Origin of the sequence: Citrobacter sedlakii (assembly GCF_018128425.1) — a bacterium.
In the GTDB taxonomy this organism is placed as follows: Bacteria; Pseudomonadota; Gammaproteobacteria; order Enterobacterales; family Enterobacteriaceae; genus Citrobacter_A; species Citrobacter_A sedlakii.
This window is the reverse complement of sequence record NZ_CP071070.1, coordinates 3,222,746-3,247,163: the sequence shown is the minus strand read 5'-3', so window position 1 is coordinate 3,247,163 and position 24,418 is coordinate 3,222,746. Positions and strand designations below refer to the sequence as shown.

At 58.5% G+C, this 24,418-nt stretch carries 19 protein-coding genes; 7 read left to right on the top strand and 12 right to left on the bottom strand.

The genetic code is table 11. The features are described 5' to 3' along the window. Nucleotides 1–34: 34 nt before the first annotated feature. The 6 genes from JY391_RS15480 to JY391_RS15455 all read right to left on the bottom strand — a co-directional run bounded on the left by JY391_RS15480 (nt 35) and on the right by JY391_RS15455 (nt 7,206). Nucleotides 35–1,102: an ABC transporter permease gene (locus JY391_RS15480; RefSeq protein ID WP_042285659.1), complete on the bottom strand. Its 1,068-nt coding sequence runs from the start codon at nt 1,100–1,102 to the stop codon at nt 35–37. After that, complete coding sequence (locus tag JY391_RS15475; RefSeq protein ID WP_211934572.1) at nt 1,099–2,664, bottom strand: sugar ABC transporter ATP-binding protein; 1,566 nt, start codon at nt 2,662–2,664, stop codon at nt 1,099–1,101. Before JY391_RS15475 ends, JY391_RS15480 begins: the two co-directional genes overlap by 4 nt. Before the next feature lies 1 nt (nt 2,665). Beyond that, entirely contained in the window at nt 2,666–3,286 is a 621-nt protein-coding gene (locus JY391_RS15470; protein WP_042285655.1) for a DUF2291 family protein, read from the bottom strand. Between the two features lie 43 nt (nt 3,287–3,329). Beyond that, complete coding sequence (locus tag JY391_RS15465; RefSeq protein ID WP_042285653.1) at nt 3,330–4,265, bottom strand: D-ribose ABC transporter substrate-binding protein; 936 nt, start codon at nt 4,263–4,265, stop codon at nt 3,330–3,332. Between the two features lie 127 nt (nt 4,266–4,392). Next, complete coding sequence (locus JY391_RS15460; RefSeq protein WP_211934571.1) at nt 4,393–5,913, bottom strand: FGGY family carbohydrate kinase; 1,521 nt, start codon at nt 5,911–5,913, stop codon at nt 4,393–4,395. 342 nt (nt 5,914–6,255) lie between these two features. Beyond that, a complete protein-coding gene (locus JY391_RS15455) occupies nt 6,256–7,206 on the bottom strand; it encodes a sugar-binding transcriptional regulator (protein ID WP_042285648.1) in 951 nt (316 codons plus the stop codon). A 382-nt stretch (nt 7,207–7,588) separates the two neighbouring features. Between JY391_RS15455 and JY391_RS15450 the strand changes: the two genes are divergently transcribed. Both JY391_RS15450 and JY391_RS15445 read left to right on the top strand, forming a co-directional pair. Next, nucleotides 7,589–8,419, top strand: coding sequence for a transketolase (locus JY391_RS15450; protein ID WP_042285644.1), 831 nt, complete (start codon nt 7,589–7,591; stop codon nt 8,417–8,419). Next, nucleotides 8,412–9,353 carry a transketolase family protein gene (locus tag JY391_RS15445; protein WP_042285642.1) on the top strand — a complete coding sequence of 314 codons (942 nt, stop codon included), beginning with the start codon at nt 8,412–8,414 and terminating at the stop codon, nt 9,351–9,353. The genes JY391_RS15450 and JY391_RS15445 overlap by 8 nt, the downstream gene beginning before the upstream one ends. On the opposite strand, the gene entD is transcribed toward JY391_RS15445, so the two are convergent. Next, nucleotides 9,350–9,973 (bottom strand): enterobactin synthase subunit EntD, encoded by a 624-nt coding sequence (entD, locus tag JY391_RS15440; RefSeq protein ID WP_211934570.1) that lies wholly within the window; start codon nt 9,971–9,973, stop codon nt 9,350–9,352. The genes JY391_RS15445 and entD overlap by 4 nt on opposite strands. Nucleotides 9,974–10,020: 47 nt before the next feature. Then, nucleotides 10,021–12,294 carry a TonB-dependent siderophore receptor gene (locus tag JY391_RS15435; RefSeq protein WP_211934569.1) on the bottom strand — a complete coding sequence of 758 codons (2,274 nt, stop codon included), beginning with the start codon at nt 12,292–12,294 and terminating at the stop codon, nt 10,021–10,023. Nucleotides 12,295–12,537: 243 nt separating this feature from the next. Here JY391_RS15435 and fes point away from each other — a divergent pair, with 243 nt between their 5' ends. From fes to entF, 3 genes are read left to right on the top strand one after another with little or no spacing between them, the layout of a single operon-like run. Further along, a complete protein-coding gene (gene fes / locus JY391_RS15430) occupies nt 12,538–13,740 on the top strand; it encodes an enterochelin esterase (RefSeq protein ID WP_211934568.1) in 1,203 nt (400 codons plus the stop codon). 30 nt (nt 13,741–13,770) lie between these two features. Next, on the top strand, nt 13,771–13,989 hold the full coding sequence (locus JY391_RS15425) for an MbtH family protein (RefSeq protein WP_042285631.1): 219 nt from the start codon (nt 13,771–13,773) through the stop codon (nt 13,987–13,989). Next, complete coding sequence (entF, locus tag JY391_RS15420; RefSeq protein WP_211934567.1) at nt 13,986–17,885, top strand: enterobactin non-ribosomal peptide synthetase EntF; 3,900 nt, start codon at nt 13,986–13,988, stop codon at nt 17,883–17,885. Before JY391_RS15425 ends, entF begins: the two co-directional genes overlap by 4 nt. A gap of 57 nt (nt 17,886–17,942) precedes the next feature. Here entF and fepC read toward each other — a convergent pair whose 3' ends face one another. The 3 genes from fepC to fepD are packed head-to-tail and all read right to left on the bottom strand — an operon-like array spanning nt 17,943 to nt 20,736. Further along, entirely contained in the window at nt 17,943–18,746 is an 804-nt protein-coding gene (fepC, locus tag JY391_RS15415; RefSeq protein ID WP_211934566.1) for an iron-enterobactin ABC transporter ATP-binding protein, read from the bottom strand. Then, nucleotides 18,743–19,735: an iron-enterobactin ABC transporter permease gene (fepG, locus tag JY391_RS15410; protein WP_211934565.1), complete on the bottom strand. Its 993-nt coding sequence runs from the start codon at nt 19,733–19,735 to the stop codon at nt 18,743–18,745. The genes fepC and fepG overlap by 4 nt, the downstream gene beginning before the upstream one ends. Then, nucleotides 19,732–20,736, bottom strand: a complete 1,005-nt coding sequence (gene fepD / locus JY391_RS15405; RefSeq protein ID WP_181821813.1) for a Fe(3+)-siderophore ABC transporter permease — start codon at nt 20,734–20,736, stop codon at nt 19,732–19,734. The genes fepG and fepD overlap by 4 nt, the downstream gene beginning before the upstream one ends. 107 nt (nt 20,737–20,843) lie before the next feature. Between fepD and entS the strand changes: the two genes are divergently transcribed. Next, nucleotides 20,844–22,079: an enterobactin transporter EntS gene (entS, locus tag JY391_RS15400; RefSeq protein ID WP_042285620.1), complete on the top strand. Its 1,236-nt coding sequence runs from the start codon at nt 20,844–20,846 to the stop codon at nt 22,077–22,079. A gap of 31 nt (nt 22,080–22,110) precedes the next feature. Here the strand turns inward: entS and fepB are convergent, their stop codons facing one another. Continuing rightward, the gene (fepB, locus tag JY391_RS15395) at nt 22,111–23,082 is read right to left on the bottom strand and encodes a Fe2+-enterobactin ABC transporter substrate-binding protein (RefSeq protein WP_374197232.1); all 972 of its coding nucleotides are present in this window, start codon (nt 23,080–23,082) and stop codon (nt 22,111–22,113) included. Between the two features lie 159 nt (nt 23,083–23,241). Here fepB and entC point away from each other — a divergent pair, with 159 nt between their 5' ends. Beyond that, complete coding sequence (gene entC, locus JY391_RS15390; RefSeq protein WP_211934563.1) at nt 23,242–24,417, top strand: isochorismate synthase EntC; 1,176 nt, start codon at nt 23,242–23,244, stop codon at nt 24,415–24,417. Nucleotide 24,418 lies beyond the last annotated feature (1 nt).

Sequence of the window (24,418 nt, the reverse complement as noted above, 5' to 3'; positions counted from 1 at the left end):
GCCGGGCAGCCTCCGCCCGGCGGAATGATGCGGTTTAGCTTGATGCGGTTTTTGCCGAGGGCGCCGCCGCCAGCTTTTCTTCATGGCGGCGCATCAGAATGACCTTGTTCTGGAGCTTTTGCTGGAACTGATCGACCACCACGGCGGTGACGATAACCACCCCTTTAATGACCATCTGCCAGAAGTCACTGACGCCCATCATGACCATCCCGTCGGCGAGAAAGACGATGACGAAAGCGCCGATAATGGAGCCGGAAACCCTGCCGCGCCCACCTGCCAGCGCGGTTCCGCCCAGTACGGTGGCGCCAATGGCGTCCATTTCAAACATATTGCCGGTCATCGGATGCGCGGTTTGCAGCTGCGAGGCGACAATCAGTCCGACAAAGGCCGCGCACAGTCCGGAGAAGGCGTATACAAAGACTTTTGTTTTAACGATCGGCACGCCGGCGAGGCGCGCGGCGGACTCGTTGCCGCCGATGGCGTAGATATAGCGGCCAAGCGGCGTTTTGGTGGTGATCCAATAACCCAGCAGCAGGAAGCCAATCATCAGCCAGATAGGCAGATAAATGCCCAACAGGGTGCCGGAGCCCAGCGTGGCGAAACCGGTGTTGCCCAGCGCCTCCATCCCGTTGAGGTTGGGGTAGGTGCTGCCGTCGTTAAACAGCAGGGCGGAGCCCCTGGCGACATACATCATGCCGAGGGTGCAGATAAACGGCGCCACGCCGAAGCGGGTAATTACCGCGCCGTTGATGAACCCGACGAGGATGCCGAACAGGGCGACGCAGAGGATCACCTCCGGCACGTTAAAAAAGAGGATATTACCGCCCCAGATAGGCAGGCCGTTGGTCAACAGCGCGCCCGCCACCATGCCGCAGATCCCGGCGACGGCGCCCACGGACAGGTCGATGCCGCCCGTCAGGATCACCAGCGTCATGCCAATGGCCAGAAGCCCGGTGATTGCCACATGCTGCGTCATAATCAGCAGGTTAGACGTGGTCAGGAAATTCGGTACCATCACGCTAAAGAACGCAATCACCAGCAGCAACGCGATGAATGTTCTGGCCTTTAGCAGGTACATATAAATCATATATTTCTGGTTCATGATGGATTCCAGCCTGAATAATCTTGTGGGGTAGACGCGGCGATTAACGCCTCGCGCGTGACGGCATCGCGGGGGACATCGGCGGTAATGCGGCCATCGGCCATGACCAGAATGCGATCCGCCAGCGCCATCACTTCGTCGAGTTCGGATGACGAAAACATCACTGCCAACCCTTGCTGCGCCATTTTGCCGATAAGGTGATAGACGTCGGTTTTCGCGCCCACGTCGATGCCGCGGGTCGGTTCATCAAGAAACACCACCTGAGGCTGCGTCATCAGCGCCTTGCCCAGTACCACTTTCTGCTGGTTGCCGCCGCTCAGGGAAGTAATGGGCAGTTCGGGATCGCTGACCTTAATTGCCAGTTGCTGGATCATCTCCTTCACGCTGGCCTGCTCTTTATGCGGGTTCAACCATTGCCAGGCCCGACGAAACCCCTTCAGGCTGAAGTCTGACAAGGTCATGTTGGACTGGATCGACATCATCTGCACCACGCCTTCACCCTGTCTGTCCTCTGGCACCAGCGCCAGCCCTTTTTTCAGTCGCGACTGGAAGTGGGCGTTATCGATGCGTTCGCCGTTGAGGTCTATCTTTCCACTCTGGCAGGGCATCAGGCCTACCAGCCCCTTAAACAACTCTGTGCGCCCGGCGCCCAGCAGACCGTAAATGCCGATCACTTCGCCTTTGCGTAAGCGAAACGAAACGTCATTGAGTTTGTAGCCACCGCTGGGGTGAAGCGCGGTCAGGCCCTGTACGGCAAGCACGGTGTCGCCGTGTGGCGCGGCCTGGTAATCGAAATGTTTTTTCTTGTCGCCCACCATCTGTTCGATGATCCACGGAATGCTGGCGTCACGAACGGGGCGTTCGCTGATAAACCGACCGTCGCGGAAAATGGTGATGTTGTCGCCAATTTCCATCAGTTCTTCCAGACGGTGGGAGATATAAATGATGGTCACGCCGCGCCGCTTCAGCTGTTCGATCACGTTGAACAGCACTTTCACTTCAGACTGGCTGAGGGCGGAGGTGGGTTCATCCATGATCAGCACTCGCGTGTCTTTAGACAGCGCGCGGGCGATTTCCACCAGTTGCTGGTGGCCGATGCCGAGTTCCCCTAGCGGCGTATAAGGGTCAACGTCCAGCTCCAGTCTTTCCAGTAAAGATTTTGCCAACGCATACTGATATTTTTCGTTGATTCGTCCTTTCTGGAAAAATTCGTTAGCCATGAAAATATTATCCATGACGTTCATATTGGGAAATAAATTCAGCTCCTGAAAAATAATGCTGATCCCCAGTTTCTCCGCCTGATGTGTCGAATTTAGCGAGACAGGTTGACCATCAAGAAACAGTTGCCCGGAGGAGGGCGTTTCCACCCCGGCGAGCATTTTCATCATGGTCGATTTACCCGCGCCATTTTCGCCAATCAGTACATTGACCTTATTCCGGTAGACCCGATAATTCACATTATCTAACGCCACCACCCCGGGATAAACGCGCGACAGCGCACGGGTTTCAATAATCACTTCAGACTCAGCGCAGTCGGGCGCGACGCGATTATGCGGCTGCATGTTATTCCCCTCCTGCCAGGTCGATTTTGGCGGGCGTAATCGCAGGCAGTGTTTGGGGAATATCCCAACTGGAAAATACGCCATACACCTCGACGGATTCGCCGGTTTTCAGCGGCGCCGCCTGGATCATGTTAACGGCCTGCTCGTTAATTGCCCGGCCATATTCGCCGAACAACACCTGGTCGTTGAAATCACCGTAGCTGGCCCCTTTATACGCATCGCGCAACTGCGTGCCGCGCAGCGTCGGACCGATCTGGACGACCACATCGCTGCCGCTCTTATCCGCGACCGTCATCTTGCCGCTGCGTGACGCCGTGTCGAGTTGGCTGATCTTTCCTGCTACCTTGACGTAAAAGAGGCAGGGATTCTCATCCTGAGAACGAAAGCCCAGCTTTTGACAGGCGCTGTCAATGTCTTTTTCCGCGCCCAGCGCCGCCATCAGTTCGGCGACGGGACGCGCCTGCCCGACAATCTGCGGGACAATCTGGTTTTGCCACGTTTGGTCAATGTTGGCCATATGGGGATTAGGGGGAGATTTAAGGTCCGCCAGTTCCTGTTGCGAGACGATGCGGCACCCTCCCATGGTCAATACGGCCAGCGCCAGCCAGGCTTTTTTAGACATAATGTTCTCCTCTGCGCCTTGTGAGAGGCGCAACTCCCCGGGATCAGGACTTGATGTTGAAATCCTGGACTTTATCTGCGTTATCTTTAGTGATGAGAATGCCGCGGAACATCACGCGCTGTTTATCGGGCTTCACGCCGTTTTGCAGGTAGTTATCCAGATCGGTCACCCCCTGCGCTGCGATGGCCTGAGCCTGAAGCATCACGGTAGCCTGCAGCGAACCCGCTTTCACCGCGTCGCGTTCGTCGTTGCTGCCGTCAATGCCGACGACAATGACGTCGCTGCGGTTAGCGGCTTTCAGGGCGGCGATAGCGCCAAGCGCGACGGGGCCGTTTCCGCAGATAACGCCTTTCACGTCAGGGTGCGCTTGCAGAATGCTGTCCATGATGCGTTTGCCGTCAATCAGCGTGCCTTTAGCATCCTGTTTCGCGACGCTGACCATATCCGGGAACTGGTCGATGACCTGGTGGAATGATTTGGAACGGGTGACGCAGTTATTATCCGCGAGGTTACAGGTCAGCTCAGCGTATTTGCCTTTTTCACCCATTTTTTCCACAAATACGTTGGCGACTTCCGAACCGGCCTGGAAGTTATTATGGGTAATCTGCACCAGCGCCACATCATCTACCGGAATTTCACGGTTGATTAAAACAATCGGTATTCCCGCTTTTTTCGCTTTTTCAATTGCCGCAACGCTGGCCGTTGAGTCAGCGTTATCAAGGATAATGCCCTGAACTTTTTTACCGATGGCGGTATCGATGAGCTCATTTTGTTTTTTCACATCTTCGCTGTGCGAAAGAATTGTGGTCTTGTAACCTAATTCTTGCGCTTTTTCGCTGGCGCCTTTCGCTTCAGAGGCGTAATACGGATTATCCAGCGAGTTGACCATAATCATAATTGTCCCTTTTTCGACGGCATGCGCGGCAAAGGACAACGCGGTCAGGGTAGCAGCGGTTAACAGCGTTAAACGTAATTTCATGACAATGTTCTCTCTGTGTTGTTATTGTCGGGTACGGTGAAACAACGTAAAGCCAGATTTGTTATGGGCCGGAGTCCTCCTTTGTTGAGTGAATGTATTCAGTCAGCCGTTATTCCCTGGTAAGGCGTCAGACCGACGAGGCCGGTTTCCATAATGTTCTGTTCACCGCATGGCGCCACGCCTGCCATCGTTGTTGCAGTCGACGGTGGCGCGCCATGTCGGGTTGAAAAGTACTGTGCTCGGTTAAGAGGTCTTTAAGATCGCTCAGCGAGCCAGGGTGAAGCGCTTTGCGCGCCAGCAACGCGGCGCCGATGGCGGAAAGTTCCGGCACATCGCTGCGCATCACCGGACAGCCCAACAGATCCGCCTGGTATTGCATCAACCAGTCATTTTTTGTTGGACCGCCGTCAACCATGAGCGCCGTTAAGCTGAAATCGTCGTGCTGTTGCATGGCAACGACCACGTCTGCTATCTGATAGGTTATAGACTCGAGGGCGGCGCGGATCAGATGCGCTCGCTTTACCCCGCGGCTGAGTCCGCAGATCACGCCCCGCGCGCTGTCATCCCACCAGGGCGCGCCTAGCCCGGTCAGCGCCGGGACAAAGTAAACGCCGAGGGTCGATTCAACGGAAGCGGGAAGGGTGTTAAGTTCATGCGCCAGCTCGTCGTCAGGCAGCTCGCTCAGTCCGGTGCTGTCCGCCATCCAGGCAACCGCGTCGCCGGTGTGCGGAATGTTGCCTTCCAGACCGTAAACAATGCGTTCGCCATCATGCCAGGCGATGGTGGTCGCCAGCGCGTGGATAGTGCACTGCGCCGACTTCACTGGCGCCATGACTGAGGAACCCGTGCCGTAGGTAGCTTTAACACACCCCAGTTCGCCAAGCGCATGACCAAACAGGGCGGCGTGAGAATCGCCAACCATCGACATCACCGGAATACCATCCGGGATCCCGGTCAGGCCGCGGGTATGACCAAACAGGCCGCTGGAGGGTTTGATTTCCGGCAGCGCGACGCGGGGGATCGCGAACAGCGCCAGCATCGCCTCATCCCATTGCCCGGTTTGCAGGTTAAGCAGTTGGGTGCGGGCGGCGTTGGAGAAGTCGCAGGAGAAGGCCTCGCCGCCGGTTAAGTTCCACAGCAGCCAACTGTCGATGGTGCCCAGGCAAATTTTTCCCTGTTCCGCCAGTCGCGCACCGTCAGGTATCGATTCCAGCAGCCAGCGCATTTTAGAGGCCGAAAACAGCGGGGCGATGGGCAAGCCGGTTGTGGCTTTAATCAACGGCTCCTGGTTATCCTGGCGCAGCGCCTCACACCAGGCCGCGCTGCGCGTGCACTGCCAGGTGATCGCGGCATTCAGCGGCTTACCGCTGTCGCGATACCAGCCGATGGCGGTTTCACGCTGATTACTGATCGCCAGCGCAACGACGTTGTCTGCGCCGACATGCTGAATGGCCCTGGCGATCACGTCCAGGGATGCCTCAATCAATACCTCGCCGGATTGTTCCACCCAGCCTTCCCGCGGCGTTTGAATCGCCAGCGGCTGAGAGTATTTCGCGACCACGTTGCCCCTGTTGTCTAGCGCGACCGCTTTCGCGTTGGTGGTGCCTTCATCCAGCGCGATAATGAACCCTTTCTTCGCTGTACACATAGATTGTCTCCTGAGTCACATTGCGTCCCGGCGTAGAAGGCAGAATGGCATCCCTCGTTGTCGCGTTTTACTTCATCAGGCTGGCTGTGACGTCGCGTATTTTTGTTTGTGAATATATATTCGGTATTGATTATTTATTTAATACCTTAGCCACAATCGTTGGGCTGAGCTACCGAAAAAATCATCAATTGTGCTGAGAATCACACTTAGAGAGTGGGCAGAATAGCAAAGACCGGTGAAAATTACGTGGAGGTGAATCCTTTCAGTTTATTGAAATTTAAAGATTTTTAATGCCTCTGCGCACAAGGATCGCAACGCAAAGGCAGTACAGTGAGGCTGAATTCAGGCGGTGACCAACTGGCGAGCGGTGGGATAGTCGGTGATCAAAACGTCAATATAGCCGCCGTTTAGCGCCCCCTTAATGGCCGCGACTTTGTCGGTACCGCCAGCCAGCGCCACGACGTTTGGGCATTTTTTCACTTTGTCGAGCGCCATGCCGATCACCGGATCTTCGTCGTCCTGTAAAACAGGTTGACCGTTTTTGTCATAGTAGTGCAGACAGATATCCCCTACGGCACCGCGATCGGCCAGCACCTGGAGCATATCTTCGTGATAATAGTTCCCGGAGGTTTTGAGGAGCTGCGACGGTTCGAGAATGCCGATGCCGACAATGGCGATATCAACGTTATCGAAGCGTGAGATCACATCGGCGACGTCTTTGCTGGCGATAAGCCGGTTTTTCTCTTCCACCGAACCTTCGATACTTTGCGAGGGCAGAAGCCAGGCATCGCAGTTCAGGTGCTGCGCCAGCGTTTGGGTGAGGATGGTAGCCTGCACGTTGCCGTTTGGTCCGACGCCGCCGAGAAGTTGAATGACGCCGCCCGCCTTCAGATTTTGTGTATGGACTTCGTCGACCATTGCGCGGATGGTTGAACTCCACGACGAGACGCCAACCAGATCTTTAGGCCGCAAACGGGTTTCAAGATAGTGGGCCGCGGCGGAGCCAATGGCGCGTTTAAGGGCGTGATCGCTGGCATCTTCTTCCGTATCCACCACGATGGCTTGTTTCAACCCGTAGCGTTCTTCGATGCCTTTCTCAAGATTAAGAAAAATATTGGACGGTTGAACGACGCTGATTTTCACCACGCCCTCTTTTTGACAGCGGGTGATTGCGCGGGAGATAAACGACTGAGAAAGCGAGAGAAGCTGAGCAATATCGGACTGTTTGCGACCCTCGAGATAGTAAAGGGTTGCGATTTTAACCAATAGCCGTTGTTCATCCTGCTTTGCCATAGTATTCCCCAAAAAAATTCATCATAGCCAGACACATACGTTCCGTACCGCCATTATCTTAGAGGGTATTATCATACGCGAAAAGACAAAGCTGGTAAGTGTGACAAAGCTCTAAGTTTAACCAATCCTCAAAAACAGCATTGGACAAAGCTGAGAAAAAGGTCGCATAATTGAATAAAGAATCAAGTATGAATATATATTCAGTGACACATTAAGTCAATTGAATATGTCGTTCGTTAATCCAGTTGCGGTAAGGAGACAGAATGTTCCTGAGTATCCTGCAGCGGCACAAGCCATGTCATGCAACGCCTGGGGATGTCTGGTTTTTTTAGTTCCTGGTGGAATAAATATTCCATGTTGAAAATAAATTCAGAGGTATTAAATGAATCCCTACAATTACGATATCCAGACGCTTGAGCGCAAGGCGCGAGCCGTGCGCCGCCACATTGTCAGACTCAACGCCAACAGTCCCGCAGGCGGCCATACCGGTGCCGACTTGTCTCAGGTTGAACTGCTGACCGCGCTCTACTTCCGTATTCTCAACGTCGCGCCGGATCGCCTGGACGATGACCAGCGCGACATCTACATCCAGTCTAAAGGGCACGCGGTGGGGTGCTATTACTGCGTGCTGGCAGAAGCGGGATTTTTCCCCGTCGACTGGCTGGAAACCTACCAGCATGCCAACTCCCATCTTCCCGGACACCCGGTTCGCCAGAAAACCCCCGGCATTGAGTTGAACACGGGCGCGCTGGGCCACGGTTTGCCTGTTGCGGTGGGACTGGCGCTGGCAGCCAAAAAAAGCAACAGCGCCCGCCGCATTTTTTTGATTACCGGCGACGGCGAGCTGGCAGAAGGCAGTAACTGGGAAGCCGCGCTGGCGGCAGCGCATTACGGGCTGGATAACCTGATCATCATTAACGATAAAAACAATCTTCAGCTTGCCGGGCCGACCCGCGAAATCCTGAATACGGACCCGCTGGCCGATAAATGGCGGGCGTTTGGTATGGCGGTAACGGAGTGTGAAGGCAATGAGATGGCGTCGGTGGTTGCCGCGCTGGAAGGGCTGAAACAGGCGGGTAAACCCAATGTCATTATCGCCAACACCACCAAAGGCGCAGGGATCTCCTTTATTCAGGGACGTCCGGAATGGCACCACCGCGTACCGAAAGGCGAAGAAATCGCACTGGCACTGGAGGAACTGAAAGATGAGTAATGCAGAACACCTCGCGAACGTGATGGTTCAGGCATTTATTGATGCCGTGGAAAAGGGCGTCGACCTGGTGCCGGTGGTGGCGGACTCCACCTCGACGGCGAAGATTGCCCCGTTTATCAAACAGTTTCCCGGCAGGCTGGTTAACGTGGGGATCGCCGAGCAAAGCATGGTCGGTACGGCGGCAGGGCTGGCGCTGGGCGGGAAAGTCGCCGTCACGTGTAACGCCGCACCGTTCCTGATTTCCCGGGCTAACGAGCAAATCAAAGTCGATGTTTGTTACAACAACACGAACGTGAAGCTGTTTGGCCTGAACGCCGGGGCCAGCTATGGGCCGTTGGCCAGTACCCACCATTCGATCGACGATCTCGCTGTTATGCGGGGGTTTGGCAATATCCAGATATTCGCCCCTTCGTCTCCGCGCGAATGCCGTCAGATCATCGACTACGCCCTCGGTTATGTCGGTCCGGTGTATATCCGTATGGACGGCAAAGCGCTGCCGGAGCTGTATGGTGAGGACTATCGCTTTGCGCCTGGCGCGGTTGTGACGTTACGCGAAGGTGACGATCTGGCGCTGGTGGCGACAGGGTCGACGGTGCATGAAGTGGTGGATGCCGCCTCGCTGTTAGCTGACGCCGGTATCCATGCGACGGTAATCGGCGTGCCGTCAATCCGCCCTTGCGATACACAGGCCCTCTTGGCTGCGCTGAAAGGGTGCAAGGCGGTAATAACCGTTGAAGAACATAACGTTAACGGCGGGCTGGGCAGTCTGGTGGCGGAGGCGCTGGCAGAAGCGGGCAGCGGCGCGGTACTGAAACGGTTGGGTATTCCGGACGGTGAATACGCTGCGGCGGCGGATCGGCGCTGGATGCGACAACACCACGGCTTTGACGCGCAGTCTGTGGCGAATCAGGCGCGCGAGTTGCTCAACGGTTAACCGCGGGCCAGCGTGATCAGATGCTGTTGGGTGAGATGCCACTGCACGCGCCAACGCAGCGCGCGGTGGCGCAGACGCAGCAGGTTTGCCTGCACGTCGACAATCTCATAGTGGTGAAACCCGGCGTGATGCTGCTCTGACGCTGGCGTGGCTTTAAAAGCGCTCTCTTTGGCGGAAAAGGCCAGCGTCAGCGCCTGTTCAAAGGGCAGGCGACACGCTTTCAGACGTTCCTGCTCAGCCTCCGAAATGAGACTTCTTACCAGTTCTTCCGCCGTCTGCGGCGAAAACAAGGCTTCTGTATCAACCCCCACCGGCTCTTTGGCGACTACCGCCAGTGCGGTATTGCCGCAGTGGCTGATGCTGCCGAACAGCCCTTCCGGCCATAGCGGCTGACGCCGATCGCCGATGCCCGGTACGCTTTTGACGCCATACTCCCTTAACGCATGTACGGCGGCAATCCGGCCTGCCAGATGCTCGCTTTTACGCTTGCGTCCGGCGTTCATCAGACGCGTGTAGTGAGGGAACCACAGCAGGTCGCTTTCCTGAAAGCTGGCGGGATCGAAAGTGACGACGTGCAGCGTAAGGTCGGCGAAGGGGAGACGAGAATGGGTGATTTGCATGGGGTGATAATAACACCCTTCCGCCCGCGCGGAAGGGTGTGCTGATATCAGAAGTGGGTGTTTACGCTCATATACCACGTACGACCCGGTTCGTTATACGTGTACGCGCCTGCGCCACGCATATACGAGACGTCAGTCGTGCTGCCGGTAGTCTGGGCATTCCCCTCACGCCACAAACGCTTGTCGAAGACGTTATCCACGCCGCCGGTCAGGCTGACGTTCTTGGTCACGTCCCAGGTGGCGCTCAGGCCAACGATGCTGTACGGGCTGACGGACTGTTTGTCTGAACCCGTCACCGGTTTACCCTGGTAGTCGTATTTCTTCGGCTCTTGTTTGCCGTACCAGGTGAAGGTGGACTGCAGCGAGACGTCCTGATGCACCTGCCAGCTCAGCGTTGAGTTCAGCGTGTACTCTGGAATAATCGACAGGCGCTCGCCGGTCTCTTTGTTCTTACTCTGCAGCATGTACGTGATGTTGTTAGTCCAGTTCACCGTTTCACTGACCGGCACGTTTAACGTTCCTTCCAGACCTTCAACCACGGCTTTGGGTACGTTCTCCCACTGGTAAATATCGGTGTAAGTGGTTTTCCCTTTGCTGGTGATGGACGTGCGGTTCATCGGCGCGGTACCCGCCTCAATCTTATTGCGGTAATCATTGCGGAACCAGGTAATGCCCGCCAGCCAGCCGTCGCGTTTGAACTCAAGGCCGATCTCTTTGTTAATGCTGGTTTCAGCTTTCAGGTCATCGTTACCCATCATGTAACAGCCGATGCCGGACGCCGCGCCCGTGGCGTAACAGCCCTGGCCTTTGCTGTACAGAATGTAGTTCGGGTTGGTCTGGTACAGGCTCGGTGCTTTATAGGCGCGGGCGATCCCCATTTTCAGGGTAAAATCGTCGCCGAGGCCCTGTGACAGGTTCAGGGACGGACTCCAGTTGTTGCCGACGATGCTGTGATGATCGAAACGCAGCCCCGGCGTCAGCATGGTGGTGTCGGTCAACTCCATGTTGTTCTCAGCGAACAGCGAGAAGATTTCCGCTTTTGAATACGGGCTGCGATCGGTACTGCTATAGCCCGGAATATCGCCGCCCATAAAGGTTTGCGAGTTGGAAAGCATGTCCTTCATGCGCTGTTGGGTCCACTCGGTGCCCAGCGTCAGGTTCTGGTTTACCAACAGATCCAGTGGAATACTGACTTCACTGTGCAGGGTCACGTCGTTCAGGTCGGCATCAACATATTTCTGTGCGGCCTTCGGATCGAAGATCCCTTCGGTACCGCCCGCCAGACCTTCCGGTGTCCGGGAGTTACGGGTATGTTCATACTGCACCCAGTTGCTGGTGGTGACGCCGTTGTCCCAGCCGCCGTTCCAGGTCAGCGAGTAGTTTTGACGGTACAGACGGTTAGTCTCTTTGCCGTAATTATCTTTCACCAACTGGTTCGTGTTGGTATTTTGCGTATCCCCGGCGTACAGGTTGCCCTGACGACCGTAGCCCGCTTCCAGTTCGAGGGACTGCATCGGCGCGAAGTCCCAGCGCACCACGCCGTTAATATCTTTGTTGATGACCCCTTCGCGTCCGGCGGGCAGGGTATCTGCATAGGTGCCGGTACGCTCTGATTGATGGCCCTGGTTAATGTTGCGCGCGTCGGCCTGGGTCTTATCGAGGTTACCGTACAGACGGAAGCTAAAATCCCCGCCGAGCGGGCCGTTCAGGCTGAAGTTGGTGCGCTTGGTCGCGCCTTCGTCTTTGTGCTCCGGCGCGTTGAAATAGGTGTTCCACGAGCCGTGCCACTCGCTGCTGCTTTTCTTGGTGATAATATTCACCACGCCCCCGGCGGCGCCATTGCCGTAGCGCGCTGCGGCAGGACCGCGCAGCACTTCAATGCGTTCAATCATTTCCGGCGGTACCCAGGCCGTATCGCCACGGGTGTCACGTTCGCCGCGCCAGCCAAGTCGCACTGAGTTACGGCTGGTGACGGGCTTACCGTCGATCAGAATCAGGGTGTTTTCCGGCCCCATACCGCGAATGTCGATCTGGCGGTTGTTGCCGCGCTGACCGCTGGTCGAGTTACCGGTCAGGTTAACGCCCGGCATCGTACGGATAATTTCGGCGACGTCGCGAGCGGGCGGGTTTTTGCGAATTTCATCGGCGGTAATGGTCGACACGCCGGGGGCCTGCAGGTTTTGCTGGGCGGCGGTCACGACGATGGTGTCTTCATGAGAGGCGGTTGTGCTGTCGGTTGTCTCTTCTGCCATGGCGGGCAGCGCGACCCCGTAAATCCCTAAATTGACCAATAAGGCCAGTGAATGAATCTTCTTGTTCATTGTTTATCCTGCTTTTCTTTAGCCACGTGTACCAGTTGCCGGAAAGACGCATCTGGCCCGATATCGCCCGCGTCTGCGAAAACCCTCCATTCCAGAAAAGCACGCAGTGCGGTTGGTTAAAACGTGTTCGCGCTTCCCACAGCGCGACAATACGCTATTGCAAATGCAAATAGTTATCAATAATATTATCAATATATTTCATCAATCAATGAAAAATTTCACAATAAACATGGGGTTAAGACGGTGACGGCGTTAACGGTTGGGAGCGAGGCCTGGTGGCAGTCAAAAAACGGTCCTGAATGGACACGCGATGCCAACGGCAATTACCAGGTCACCTTCTGGTGGCGCGATCCGCAGGGCGATGAAACCTGCTCCCCCATTCAGCGCGTGTGGGTCTATATCACCGGCGTGACCGACCATCATCAGAACCAGTTGCCTCAGTCGATGCAGCGCATTGCCGGAACGGATGTCTGGCAATGGCGAACAGTTCTTGGCGCTCACTGGCGCGGCAGCTACTGCTTTATTCCTACCGCGCGTGACGATGTGTTTGCCGGTCTGGCGGCAGGTGAAACGCCCGATCGGACCATGTTGCGCGAAGGCTGGCGGCAGTTGTTGCCCCAGGCGATTGCCGACCCGCTCAACCCGGTAAGTTGGCAGGGCGGGCGAGGACATGGCGTGTCGGCGCTGGAAATGCCCCTGGCGCCAGCGCAGCCCGGCTGGGATCGCCCGCAGCCGCCCCGTTCTCTGCCAGCTGTGGTGCAATGGCGCAGCAAACGCCTCGGCAATACGCGACGGGTGTGGGTTTTTACTACCGGCGACGATCGGCCGCAAACGCGTCCGTTGGCTGTGTTGCTCGACGGCCAGTTCTGGGCGCAAAGTCTGCCGGTCTGGCCTGCGCTGACGTCACTCACGCAGCAAGGGCTGCTTCCGCAGGCGGTGTACGTGCTGATTGATGCGATCGATACCGCTCACCGCAGCCGCGAGCTTCCCTGTAATCCCGACTTCTGGCTGGCCGTGCAGGAAGAATTATTGCCGCAGGTTTACGCCGTTGCGCCGTTCAGCGACCGCGCCGATCGCACGCTGGTGGCCGGACAGAGCTTCGGCGGCTTGTCATCGCTCTACGCCGGACTGAACTGGCCCGGGCGCTTCGGCTGCGTCCTCAGTCAGTCCGGTTCGTACTGGTGGCCCCATCGCGGCGGCCATCAGGACGGGTTTATCACAGAACAACTCAAAGCCGGGCTTCTTCAGGCCAACGGTTTACGCATTGTGCTGGAGGCCGGGGTCCGGGAGCCGGTGATTTTCCGGGCGAACCAGGCGCTTTATGCACAACTGGAGACAACACAGCAGTCGGTTTTCTGGCGTCAGGTTGACGGCGGACATGATGCGCTTTGCTGGCGCGGCGGGCTGATGCAGGGGCTTATCGACCTCTGGCAGCCGCTGCGTTAAGCAGGCGATTTTCCACGACAGGAGTTGAGTATGGAATTCACGAATCCCTTCGATAACCCGCAGGGACTGTTTTACATTCTGCAAAATGGTCAGCATCAGTTTAGCCTCTGGCCGCAGCAGTGCGCGCTGCCCGCTGGCTGGCAGGTGGTAGCCGGGCCTCAGTCCCAGGCGGCGTGTCAGCAGTGGCTGGAAACACACTGGCGTACTTTGCTTCCTCACCATTATGCCGTTTCGCAGGAGGCGCTATGAGCCAACGTTTACCGCTGGTCGCCGCTCAGCCCGGCATCTGGATGGCAGAAAAACTGTCAACGCTGCCGTCGGCCTGGAGCGTCGCCCACTATGTGGAGCTTACTGGCCATCTGGACGCGCCGTTGCTGGCGCGCGCGGTGGTTGCCGGAATGGAACAGGCCGACACGCTGCGGATGCGCTTTACGGAAGATAACGGCGACGTCTGGCAGTGGGTGGATGATTCTCTGCGCTTTGCCGGGCCGCAGATAACCGATCTGCGTGATGCCGTCCATCCTCATGACGCTGCGCTGGCGCTGATGCAGGCGGATCTGCAACAAAATCTGCGCGTGGACAGCGGTAAACCGCTGGCGTTTCATCAGTTAATTCGGGTAGCGGATAACCGCTGGTACTGGTATCAGCGCTATCATCATTTGCTGGTCGATGGCTTTAGTTTCCCGGCCATTACCCGTCAGATCGCGGCGATATACCGCGCGTGGCAGCGTGATGAACCCACGCCCGCCTCGCCGTTTACGCCGTTTGCTGAGGTTGTAGAGGAATATCAGCAGTATCGCCAGAGCGACGCCTGGCAGCGCGACGGCGCGTTCTGGGCTCAGCAGCGCCGGGAACTGCCGCCGCCCGCGTCGCTGTCTTCCGCGCCGTTGCCGGGACGCGCGACAACGGCAGAGATCGTCCGCATGAAGCTGAACGCGCCGGAAGGGGCGTTTCGCCAGCTGTCGGCGCAGTTCCCTGACGTGCAGCGCACCGATCTGGCGCTGGCGCTGGTGGCGCTGTGGCTCGGCAGGCTGTGCAGCCGGATGGAGTACGCCGCGGGCTTTATCTTTATGCGTCGGATGGGTTCGGCAGCTCTGACGGCGACCGGACCGGTGCTTAACGTGTTACCGCTTGGGGTACGCATTGATGCCGCAGAAAGTCTGGCGGATCTGGCGAAACGACTCTCGGCGCAGTTGAAAAAAATGCGCCGTCATCAGCGCTACGACGCAGAGCAGATCGTTCGCGACAGCGGGCGCGCCGCCGGAGAAGAGCCGCTGTTTGGTCCGGTACTCAATGTTAAAGTTTTTGATTATCAACTGGATATTCCGGGCATTCAGGCACAGACCCATACGCTGGCGACCGGTCCGGTCAACGATCTTGAACTGGCGTTGTTCCCCGATCAAGACGGCGGCCTGAGCATCGAGCTGCTGGCTAACAGCCAGCGTTATGATGAAGCGACCCTGACGAAGCACGCCGCGCGTCTGACGGCGATAATTGAACAGTTTGCAGAAAATCCTGCGCTACGCTGCGGCGATGCCGACATGCTGCTGCCGTCAGAGTGGCGGCATCTGGAGAGCGTCAACGCCACGGAGGTCGCGATCCCTCGGACGACCCTCAGCGCGCTGGTGGCGGAGCAGGCGAAAAGAACGCCGAATGCCCCGGCGCTGGCGGATGCGCGTTATCAGTTCAACTACCGTGAAATGCGCGAGCAAGTGGTGGCGCTGGCGACGCTGCTGCGCGAGCGCGGCGTGAAACCGGGTGACAGCGTCGCGGTGGCGTTACCGCGCTCTGTTTTCCTGACTCTCGCTCTGCATGGCATTGTCGAAGCCGGTGCGGCCTGGCTGCCGCTGGATACCGGCTATCCGGACGATCGTCTGCGGATGATGCTCGAAGATGCCCGACCTAAACTGCTAATCACCAGTGAAGAACAGCGTGCTCGCTTTAACGACCTGCCGGGGCTGGAAAGCCTTTGCTACAGCGAACCGCTGGCAGGCGGGGACGGCCAGCCGCTCGGTTTATCTCAGCCGCACCATACCGCCTATATCATTTTCACCTCCGGGTCGACGGGCAGGCCGAAAGGCGTGATGGTGGGGCAAACCGCCATCGTCAATCGTCTGCTGTGGATGCAAAACCATTATGGGCTGACGGCGAGCGACGTGGTGGCGCAAAAAACGCCGTGCAGTTTTGACGTCTCGGTCTGGGAATTCTTCTGGCCGTTTATCGCCGGCGCGAAGCTGGTGATGGCCGAGCCGGAGGCACACCGCGATCCGCTCGCCATGCAGCGCTTCTTTGCCCATTATGGGGTGACGACTACCCACTTTGTGCCGTCGATGCTGGCGGCGTTTGTGGCGTCGCTAACGCCGGAAAGCGCCCGCGAAAGCTGCGCCACGTTGCAACACGTCTTCTGTAGCGGCGAAGCGCTGCCCGCCGAGCTGTGCCGGGAGTGGGAGCAACTGACCCATGCGCCGCTGCATAACCTGTACGGGCCGACGGAAGCGGCGGTAGATGTCAGCTGGTATCCCGCCTGGGGTGACGAACTGGCAGCGGTCACCGGCAGTAGCGTACCGATTGGCTTCCCGGTCTGGAACACAGGGCTGCGCATTCTGGATGCGATGATGCATCCGGTTCCGCCTGGCGTGGCGGGCGATCTCTACCTGACCGGTATTCAACTGGCACAGGGGTATCTTGGGCGACCGGATCTCACCGCGAGCCGGTTTATCGCCGATCCGTTTGCCCCCGGCGAGCGCATGTATCGTACTGGCGACGTTGCGCGCTGGCTGGATAACGGCGCGGTGGAGTACCTTGGGCGCAGTGACGATCAGCTCAAGATCCGCGGACAGCGCATTGAACTGGGTGAGATCGACCGCGTGATGCAGGCGCTGCCTGATGTTGAGCAGGCGGTGGTTCATGCCTGCGTCTTTAATCAGGCGGCGGCGACCGGCGGCGACGCCCGTCAACTGGTGGGGTATCTGGTTTCACAGTCCGGCCTGCCGCTGGATATTGCGGCGCTACAGGCGCAACTGCGCGAGACATTGCCGCCGCACATGGTGCCAGTGGTGCTGCTACAACTGGCGCAGTTGCCGCTCAGCGCCAACGGCAAGCTCGACAGAAAAGCGTTGCCGATGCCGGAACTGGCCCCGCGCGCCAAAGGCCGTGCGCCGCTGGCGGGGGTTGAGACGCAGGTGGCGCGGGCGTTCAGCCAACTGCTGGGCTGTGAAGTTAACGACATTGATGCCGACTTCTTTGCTCTCGGCGGTCATTCGCTGCTGGCGATGAAGCTGGCGGCGCAGCTCAGCCGTATTTTCGCGCGTCAGGTGACGCCGGGGCAGGTGATGGTGGCGTCGACGGTTGGCCAACTGGCCGCGTTACTGGAGGCCGAAGACGACGTACAGAGCCAGCGTCTGGGTTTTGAAACGCTGCTGCCGCTGCGTAAAGGCAGGGGACCCACGCTGTTCTGTTTCCATCCGGCGTCGGGATTTGCCTGGCAGTTTAGCGTTCTGTCACGCTATCTCGGTTCGCAGTGGTCGATTACCGGCATTCAGTCTCCCCGTCCACAGGGGCCGATGCAGACCTGTGCCGATCTGGACGCGGTCTGCGAACGCCATCTGGCGACACTGTTGGCGCAACAGCCGCACGGCCCGTATTACTTACTCGGCTATTCGCTCGGCGGCACGTTAGCGCAGGGCATTGCGTCGCGCCTGCGCGCGCGTGGTGAAGCGGTCGCTTTCCTGGGCCTGCTCGATACCTGGCCGCCGGAAACGCAAAACTGGTCGGAAAAAGAGGCCAACGGGCTGGATCCGGAAGTGCTGGCGGAAATCGATCGCGAGCGGGAAGCGTTTCTGGCCGCCCAGCAGGGGAAGGCTTCCCGTGAATTGTTCAGCACCATCGAAGGCAACTATGCTGATGCTGTACGGTTACTGAGCACCGCGCACAGCGTCCCGTTTGACGGGCGAGCGACCCTGTTTGTGGCAGAAAAAACGCTGCCCGCAGGGATGAGTCCGACAGGCAGTTGGGCGCCGTGGATCGCTGAACTGGAGGTGTATGGTCAGGACTGCGCGCATGTGGAGATCATTTCTCCTGCGGCGTTTGAGAAGATTGGTCCGGTTATCGCCGGGAAGCTGAACGGCATTGAGGCGGGTGAATAAATAAACCCGCCAGCCGGACAGGGCATATGCACCTTGTCCGGCTAAGCCATTTCGTCGTTAACCTCTGTTTGAACGTCCAAGCGGCACGACCAGCGGCGTACCCGCGACCGGATCGTCAATGATGGTGCAGCGCAACCCGTAGATTTCCTCAATCAACCCGGCGTTGACAATCTCGCTAGGGGCGCCCTCGGCGACAATTTTTCCGTCCCGCAGGGCAATCAAATGCGTAGCGTAACGGCAGGCCTGGTTCAAATCGTGCAACACCGCCGCAAGGGTATAGCCTTTCTCGCGATTCAGTTCGCTCAACAACTCCAGCAGATCGATTTGATGGCTGATATCCAGCCAGGTGGTGGGTTCGTCCAGCAGCATAATCGACGTTTCCTGCGCCAACACCATCGCAATCCATGCGCGCTGGCGCTGCCCGCCGGAAAGCGTGTCCACGCTCTGGTTGGCCAGATGGGTAATACCGGTGGCGCGCATCGCCTGCGAAACGGCTTCCTCATCCTCTTTGCGCCAGCGGGTAAACAGCGGCTGGTGCGGGTAGCGACCCCGCGCCACCAGTTCCTGAACGGTAATATCACCGGGGGTGGTGGCGTTTTGCGCCAGCAGGCCGATGCGCCGCGCGACCTCTTTACTGGCGTAACGCTGGATGTGCTCGCCATCCAGCCAGACGTGTCCGAGTACGGGCGTCATCAGGCGGCTCAGGGTACGCAGCAACGTCGATTTGCCGCAGCCGTTTGGCCCGATAATCGCGGTGAAATGCCCGTCCGGAATGGCGACGCTAAGATTGTCGGCAACGGTGAATTTTCCATAACCCAGCGTTAACTGGTCGCCACGCAAACGGGCTACTGATTCGGTCATTTTTTGCGGGACTCCTGAATTAACAAGGCGATAAGGTAAATACCGCCGAGGCTCACGGTGACAACGCCCACCGGAAGCTGGTACGGCATAAACAGTTGCTGTGCGCCGAGATCCGCCGCCAACAGCAGCAGCGCCCCGCAGAGCGCGGACTGGGTTAATCCCCAGCGGGCGGTACCGCTAAGTCGGCGGGCGATGTGCGGCGCGACGAGCGCAACAAACGAAATCGGTCCTGCCAGCGCGGTGGCGGCGGCGGTTAATACCACGGCCACCAGCATCATCATCAGGCGGGAACGCTCGACACTGACGCCCAGCGCGCAGGCGCTGTCATCGCCCATTTCCAGCAGACGCATTCGGCGTACCAGCAGGGCGGCGCAGATCAGCATGAGAATAATCAGCGGCGCGGACGGCCAGGTTTTTGCCCACGTCAGACCGTTCAGCGACCCGGCGTTCCACAGTCCGGCGGTCAGCGCCGTCTCCAGCGAGGATTTCAACAGCAGCCAGGTGTTGAACGCCACCAGCATCGCGCGTACGCCGATACCGATGATGATCAGGCGGAAGGTCTCAATGCCGTTGCGCCAGGCGAGCAGCCAGACCAGCAGCGAGGTAAGAATACCGCCCGCCATTGCCGCCAGCGCGATGGCGGTCAGATGCTGGCCAAACAGCACCATTGCCACCAGCACGCCGCTCCAGGCGCCGGTGTTAAAGCCCATCACGTCGGGGCTGCCTAAGGGGTTTCGCATCAGCGACTGAAAAATCGCCCCGCTGACCCCGAGCGCTGCGCCGATCAGCAACGCCATCAATACCCGCGGCAATCGCCATTCGGTGACGACCATCGTGATACTGCGCGGCGCATCGCCGAGCAGGGCGGCGATAATCTGCGAGGTTTCGAGCGTTACGGCGCCGCTGCGCAGACTCCACATACCGACTAACAGGCAGGCAAGCAACAGTAGCAGGCAACTGATAAACAGACGACGGGAGATATGCCTCATGCGGCACCTCGCGGGCGTCGACGAACCAGAAAAATCAGCACCGGCGCGCCGATAAAGGCGCTGACGACCGAGACCCGCAGCTCGCCGGGAACAATCAGCCGTCCGATGATATCCGCAAACAGCAACAGGGCAGGGGTGGCGATCAGCGTGACAGGCAATGACCAGCGGTGGTCGGCGCCCACCAGCCAGCGCGCCATGTGCGGCATCATCAGGCCGATAAAGGCGACAGGCCCGACGATCGCCGTGGCGCTGCCGCAGAGCACGGTGATGGCCATCAGGCCGATAAGCTGTGTGCGCGCGACTTTGCTGCCCAGCGCCGTAGCGGTATCACTGCCAAGACTCAGACTGTTGAGCGCCCGGCTTAGCATCAGCGCCGTCGCTCCCGCGATCAGTACCGGTACAATGACCACCTTGAGCGTTTGCAGGCTGCGGATATCCAGCGAACCGGCCTGCCAGAAGCGCAGTTGATCGTAGACGTCCGGGTTAAGCAGCGCGATCCCGCTGGTGAGGCCTTCCAGCACCGCCGCCAGCGCGACGCCGGCGAGCGTCAGGCGCACCGGACTGAGCTGTCCGCCGCCCTGGCTACCGGTAAACGCCACGATCAGCGACGCCACCAGCGCGCCCGCAAAAGCCATTACCAGTTGCTCCTGCGGTGTGGAAAAGCCAAACAGCGCCGCCCCCAGCACGATGGCGAAACTGGCGCCGGAATTGACGCCAAGCAGGCCGGGATCGGCCAGTGGGTTACGGGTGAGCGTTTGCATGAGCGCCCCGGCAAGGCCGAGCGCCCCCCCCGCCAGCAGACCCGCCAGCGTGCGCGGCAGACGGGCGTCGAGCACGATCGTGCAGTCGGCGCTGTGGCAACTGCCGCGAAGCGCATCCAGCACCACGACCGCGGGGAGGGGCTTGGCCCCGATGATGAGACTTAATGCCGTGGCGACAATCAGTAATAACAACAATCCGGGCACGGCAATGGCGCGCGTCACGGAAACAGAGCATGACATATCCACTTCCCTGATAATGATAGTAATTATCGTTATCGATCTTATTTGAATATGTTACCATGTGCAGCCACGGAATTGATAATAAAAGTACCCATCAAGGTTTTGTAATGAATCGACAATCCTGGCTCCTCAACCTCAGTCTGTTGAGGACGCATCCTGCTTTTCGCGCGGTCTTCCTCGCCCGTTTTATCTCGATCGTCTCGCTGGGGTTACTCGGCGTGGCGGTACCTGTTCAGATCCAGATGATGACTCACTCCACCTGGCAGGTCGGTCTTTCGGTGACGTTGACCGGCAGCGCGATGTTTATCGGGCTGATGGTTGGCGGCGTGCTGGCGGACCGTTACGAGCGGAAAAAAGTGATCCTGCTGGCGCGCGGCACCTGCGGCATTGGCTTTATCGGCCTGTGCCTGAATGCCATGCTGCCGGAGCCGTCACTGATGGCGATTTATCTGCTCGGTTTGTGGGACGGTTTCTTTGCCTCGCTCGGCGTGACCGCATTGCTGGCGGCAACGCCTGCGCTGGTCGGGCGCGAAAACCTGATGCAGGCCGGGGCGATCACTATGCTGACCGTACGTCTGGGCTCGGTGATTTCGCCGATGCTCGGCGGGCTGCTTCTTGCCTCTGGCGGCGTGGCGTGGAACTACGGGCTGGCGGCGGCCGGAACATTTATAACTTTGTTGCCATTGCTGAGCTTACCCGCTCTGCCGCCTCCGCCGCAGCCGCGTGAGCATCCGTTGACGTCGCTGCTTGCGGCATTTCGCTTTTTGCTTGCCAGCCCGCTAATCGGGGGGATCGCGCTGCTCGGCGGATTGCTGACAATGGCCAGCGCCGTGCGCGTGCTGTATCCGGCGTTGGCGATCGGCTGGCAGATGTCAGCGGCACAGATTGGCTTATTGTACGCCGCCATTCCGCTCGGCGCGGCGGTTGGCGCGTTGACCAGCGGACAGCTGGCGCACAGCGTGCGGCCGGGGTGGATTATGCTGCTTTCTACCGTGGGATCGTTTCTGGCGATCGGTCTGTTCGCCCTGATGCCCATCTGGGCGCTGGGCGTTGTCTGCCTGGCGCTGTTTGGCTGGCTGAGCGCAATAAGTTCGCTGTTGCAGTACACCCTGCTGCAAACCCAGACGCCGGAACAGATGTTAGGACGGATTAACGGTTTGTGGACCGCGCAGAACGTGACCGGGGACGCCATTGGCGCGGCCTTATTAGGCGGACTGGGCGCTGTGATGACGCCCGTGGCGTCGGCCAGCGTCAGCGGGTTTGGTCTGGTGATGATTGGCGTACTGTTGATGCTGTTGTTAAGCGAGCTGCGGCGGTTTCGCCAGCAGCCAGCCAGTGCCTGAGTCGCGACGCGCCGTCAGGCACAATAACACGTTAAAACAGGTCGGCGAGGCGGTCTAAAACCCGCATTGCGCTGTAATAGTCCAGACGGAAGGATTCGGTGCCCATCGCATAAACGCGTTTGTTCTGAACCGCAGGCAGGTGCGCCAGCAGCGGGTTGGCATAAATCGCTTTCTCGTCCTTTTCGTCACCGGCAAACAGGAACAGCGCCTGGCCATTCAGCCCGGCGGCGAGATTTTCTCCGCCAAGCTGGATGATGTCGTGACGTTTGCCCTGGCTCTGGCTGGCCTGTAACCCGGCAGGCAGTGTCGCCAGCGTAAAGCCAAGCTGTTCCAGCATCTTGCCCTGTGCCGAGTCCGGAGTCCACAGGTTGGCGGTGTGGGCGGCGGCGGTGTAAACCAGCGCGCTCACCGGCTGCGGCGGCAGGGTTAACTGCTGTTTCACGCTCGCCAGTTTCTTATCGAACTCGGCAATGCGCGCGGCGGCCTGTTTTTCCTGGCCGGTGATCGCGCCTAACTGGGTCAGCAGCGTCTGCCAGCTTTTATCGTCGTAGTTGATGATAAGCGTCGGGGCGATGGTTGACAGCTGATCGTACAGCGCCAGCGCCGAGTCGCCGCCGGTGGCGCTGATCAAAATCAGGTCAGGCATCTGCGCCGCGACGGCTTCTGCGCTCGGCTCGCCAATGTACAGTCGCGTCAGTTTGCGTGCTTTCGCCACGTCGCTCCACTGGCGCAGAAAGCCCTGACTGTCCGCCACACGGTTGTTCGGGGTGGTGGCGCCACTGGCAATGACCGGGGCGTCAATCGCCAACAGCGAACCGGTGAGCGTGACGCTGGTGGAAACGATGCGTTCGGGTTTGCGCTCCAGCGTGTGGCTTACGCGGCTGTCCGTGACCTGGCGCGGCCAGTCAGCGGCCTGGGCTGAGGAGAATCCGAAAACGGCAAGCGTAATAAGCAGGGTGGGGAGAGAAGACAGTCTCACTAATCGGTTCCTGTACTGAGTGATTAATGCTTCTCATTTTCATTATTAAGGATAAGGGATGCAAGCCTTAGTCGCACATTGTGCTACCCCAGGAGTTGACATACTGCCTGTTTGCTTTTAGGTTAGCGCCCGAAAATATAAATGATAATCATTATTAAAACCTTTATCATTTTGGAGGATGATATGGATACGTCACTGGCCGAGGAAGTACAGCAGACCATGGCAACACTTGCGCCCGATCGCTTTTTCTTTATGTCGCCGTACCGCAGTTTTACGACGTCAGGATGCTTCGCCCGTTTCAATGAACCTGCCGTCAACGGCGATTCGCCAGACAGTCCTTTCCAACAAAAATTACATAATCTGTTCGCCGATGCCAAAGCGCAGGGCATCGCTAATCCGATAATGGTCGGCGCTATTCCGTTTGATACCCGCCAGCCTTCCGCGTTGTTTATCCCGGAGGCCTGGGAAACCTTCTCGCGACAGGAAAAACAGCAGGCCTCGCGTTATTTTACCGGTCATCAGTCGCTGAATGTGACCGAACGCAGGGCGATCCCGGAGCAGGACACCTTTGAAAGTATGGTGGCGCGAGCCGCTGCGCTTACCGCCACGCCGGACGTTGATAAGGTTGTGCTGTCGCGCCTGATTGATATCACCGCCGACGCGGAGATCGACAGCGGCGCGCTGCTTGAACGTCTGGTGGCGCAAAACCCAGTTAGTTACAACTTCCATGTCCCGCTGGAGGACGGCGGGGTGCTGCTCGGCGCCAGTCCGGAGCTGCTGCTGCGCAAAGAGGGCGAGCGCTTCAGTTCGCTGCCGTTAGCCGGTTCCGCCCGTCGCCAGCCGGATGACGTGCTGGACAGGGAGGCGGGTAACCGTCTGCTGGCATCCGAGAAGGATCGCCATGAACACGATCTGGTGACCCAGGCGATGAAAACCGTTCTGCGCGATCGCAGCAGTGAACTGCACCTGCCGTCTTCGCCGCAGTTGATTACCACCCCGACGCTGTGGCACCTCGGCACGCCGTTTGAAGGTAAGGCGAACGCCGGAGAAAACGCCCTGACGTTGGCGTGCCTGCTGCATCCGACGCCGGCGCTGAGCGGCTTCCCGCATCAGGCGGCGATTAAGCTTATCGCTGAACTGGAACCGTTCGACCGTGACCTGTTTGGCGGCATTGTCGGCTGGTGCGACGCCGACGGAAACGGTGAGTGGGTGGTGACGATCCGCTGTGCGAAGCTGCATAAAAACAAGGTCCGCCTGTTTGCGGGCGCAGGAATTGTCCCGGCCTCTTCGCCGGTGGGGGAATGGCGTGAAACTGGCGTCAAGCTCTCCACCATGTTGAACGTTTTTGGATTGCATTAAG

Bases quoted from the DNA above. Each gene is read 5' to 3' on its own strand.
- JY391_RS15435 (WP_211934569.1), bottom strand. From the start codon at position 12,294: ATGAACAAGAAGATTCATTCACTGGCCTTATTGGTCAATTTAGGGATT.
- entF (WP_211934567.1), top strand. From the start codon at position 13,986: ATGAGCCAACGTTTACCGCTGGTCGCCGCTCAGCCCGGCATCTGGATG.
- JY391_RS15455 (WP_042285648.1), bottom strand. From the start codon at position 7,206: ATGGCAAAGCAGGATGAACAACGGCTATTGGTTAAAATCGCAACCCTT.
- entC (WP_211934563.1), top strand. From the start codon at position 23,242: ATGGATACGTCACTGGCCGAGGAAGTACAGCAGACCATGGCAACACTT.
- JY391_RS15450 (WP_042285644.1), top strand. From the start codon at position 7,589: ATGAATCCCTACAATTACGATATCCAGACGCTTGAGCGCAAGGCGCGA.
- fepG (WP_211934565.1), bottom strand. From the start codon at position 19,735: ATGAGGCATATCTCCCGTCGTCTGTTTATCAGTTGCCTGCTACTGTTG.
- JY391_RS15470 (WP_042285655.1), bottom strand. From the start codon at position 3,286: ATGTCTAAAAAAGCCTGGCTGGCGCTGGCCGTATTGACCATGGGAGGG.
- JY391_RS15480 (WP_042285659.1), bottom strand. From the start codon at position 1,102: ATGAACCAGAAATATATGATTTATATGTACCTGCTAAAGGCCAGAACA.
- entS (WP_042285620.1), top strand. From the start codon at position 20,844: ATGAATCGACAATCCTGGCTCCTCAACCTCAGTCTGTTGAGGACGCAT.
- JY391_RS15425 (WP_042285631.1), top strand. From the start codon at position 13,771: ATGGAATTCACGAATCCCTTCGATAACCCGCAGGGACTGTTTTACATT.
- JY391_RS15475 (WP_211934572.1), bottom strand. From the start codon at position 2,664: ATGCAGCCGCATAATCGCGTCGCGCCCGACTGCGCTGAGTCTGAAGTG.
- JY391_RS15445 (WP_042285642.1), top strand. From the start codon at position 8,412: ATGAGTAATGCAGAACACCTCGCGAACGTGATGGTTCAGGCATTTATT.
- JY391_RS15460 (WP_211934571.1), bottom strand. From the start codon at position 5,913: ATGTGTACAGCGAAGAAAGGGTTCATTATCGCGCTGGATGAAGGCACC.
- JY391_RS15465 (WP_042285653.1), bottom strand. From the start codon at position 4,265: ATGAAATTACGTTTAACGCTGTTAACCGCTGCTACCCTGACCGCGTTG.
- fepD (WP_181821813.1), bottom strand. From the start codon at position 20,736: ATGTCATGCTCTGTTTCCGTGACGCGCGCCATTGCCGTGCCCGGATTG.
- fepC (WP_211934566.1), bottom strand. From the start codon at position 18,746: ATGACCGAATCAGTAGCCCGTTTGCGTGGCGACCAGTTAACGCTGGGT.
- entD (WP_211934570.1), bottom strand. From the start codon at position 9,973: ATGCAAATCACCCATTCTCGTCTCCCCTTCGCCGACCTTACGCTGCAC.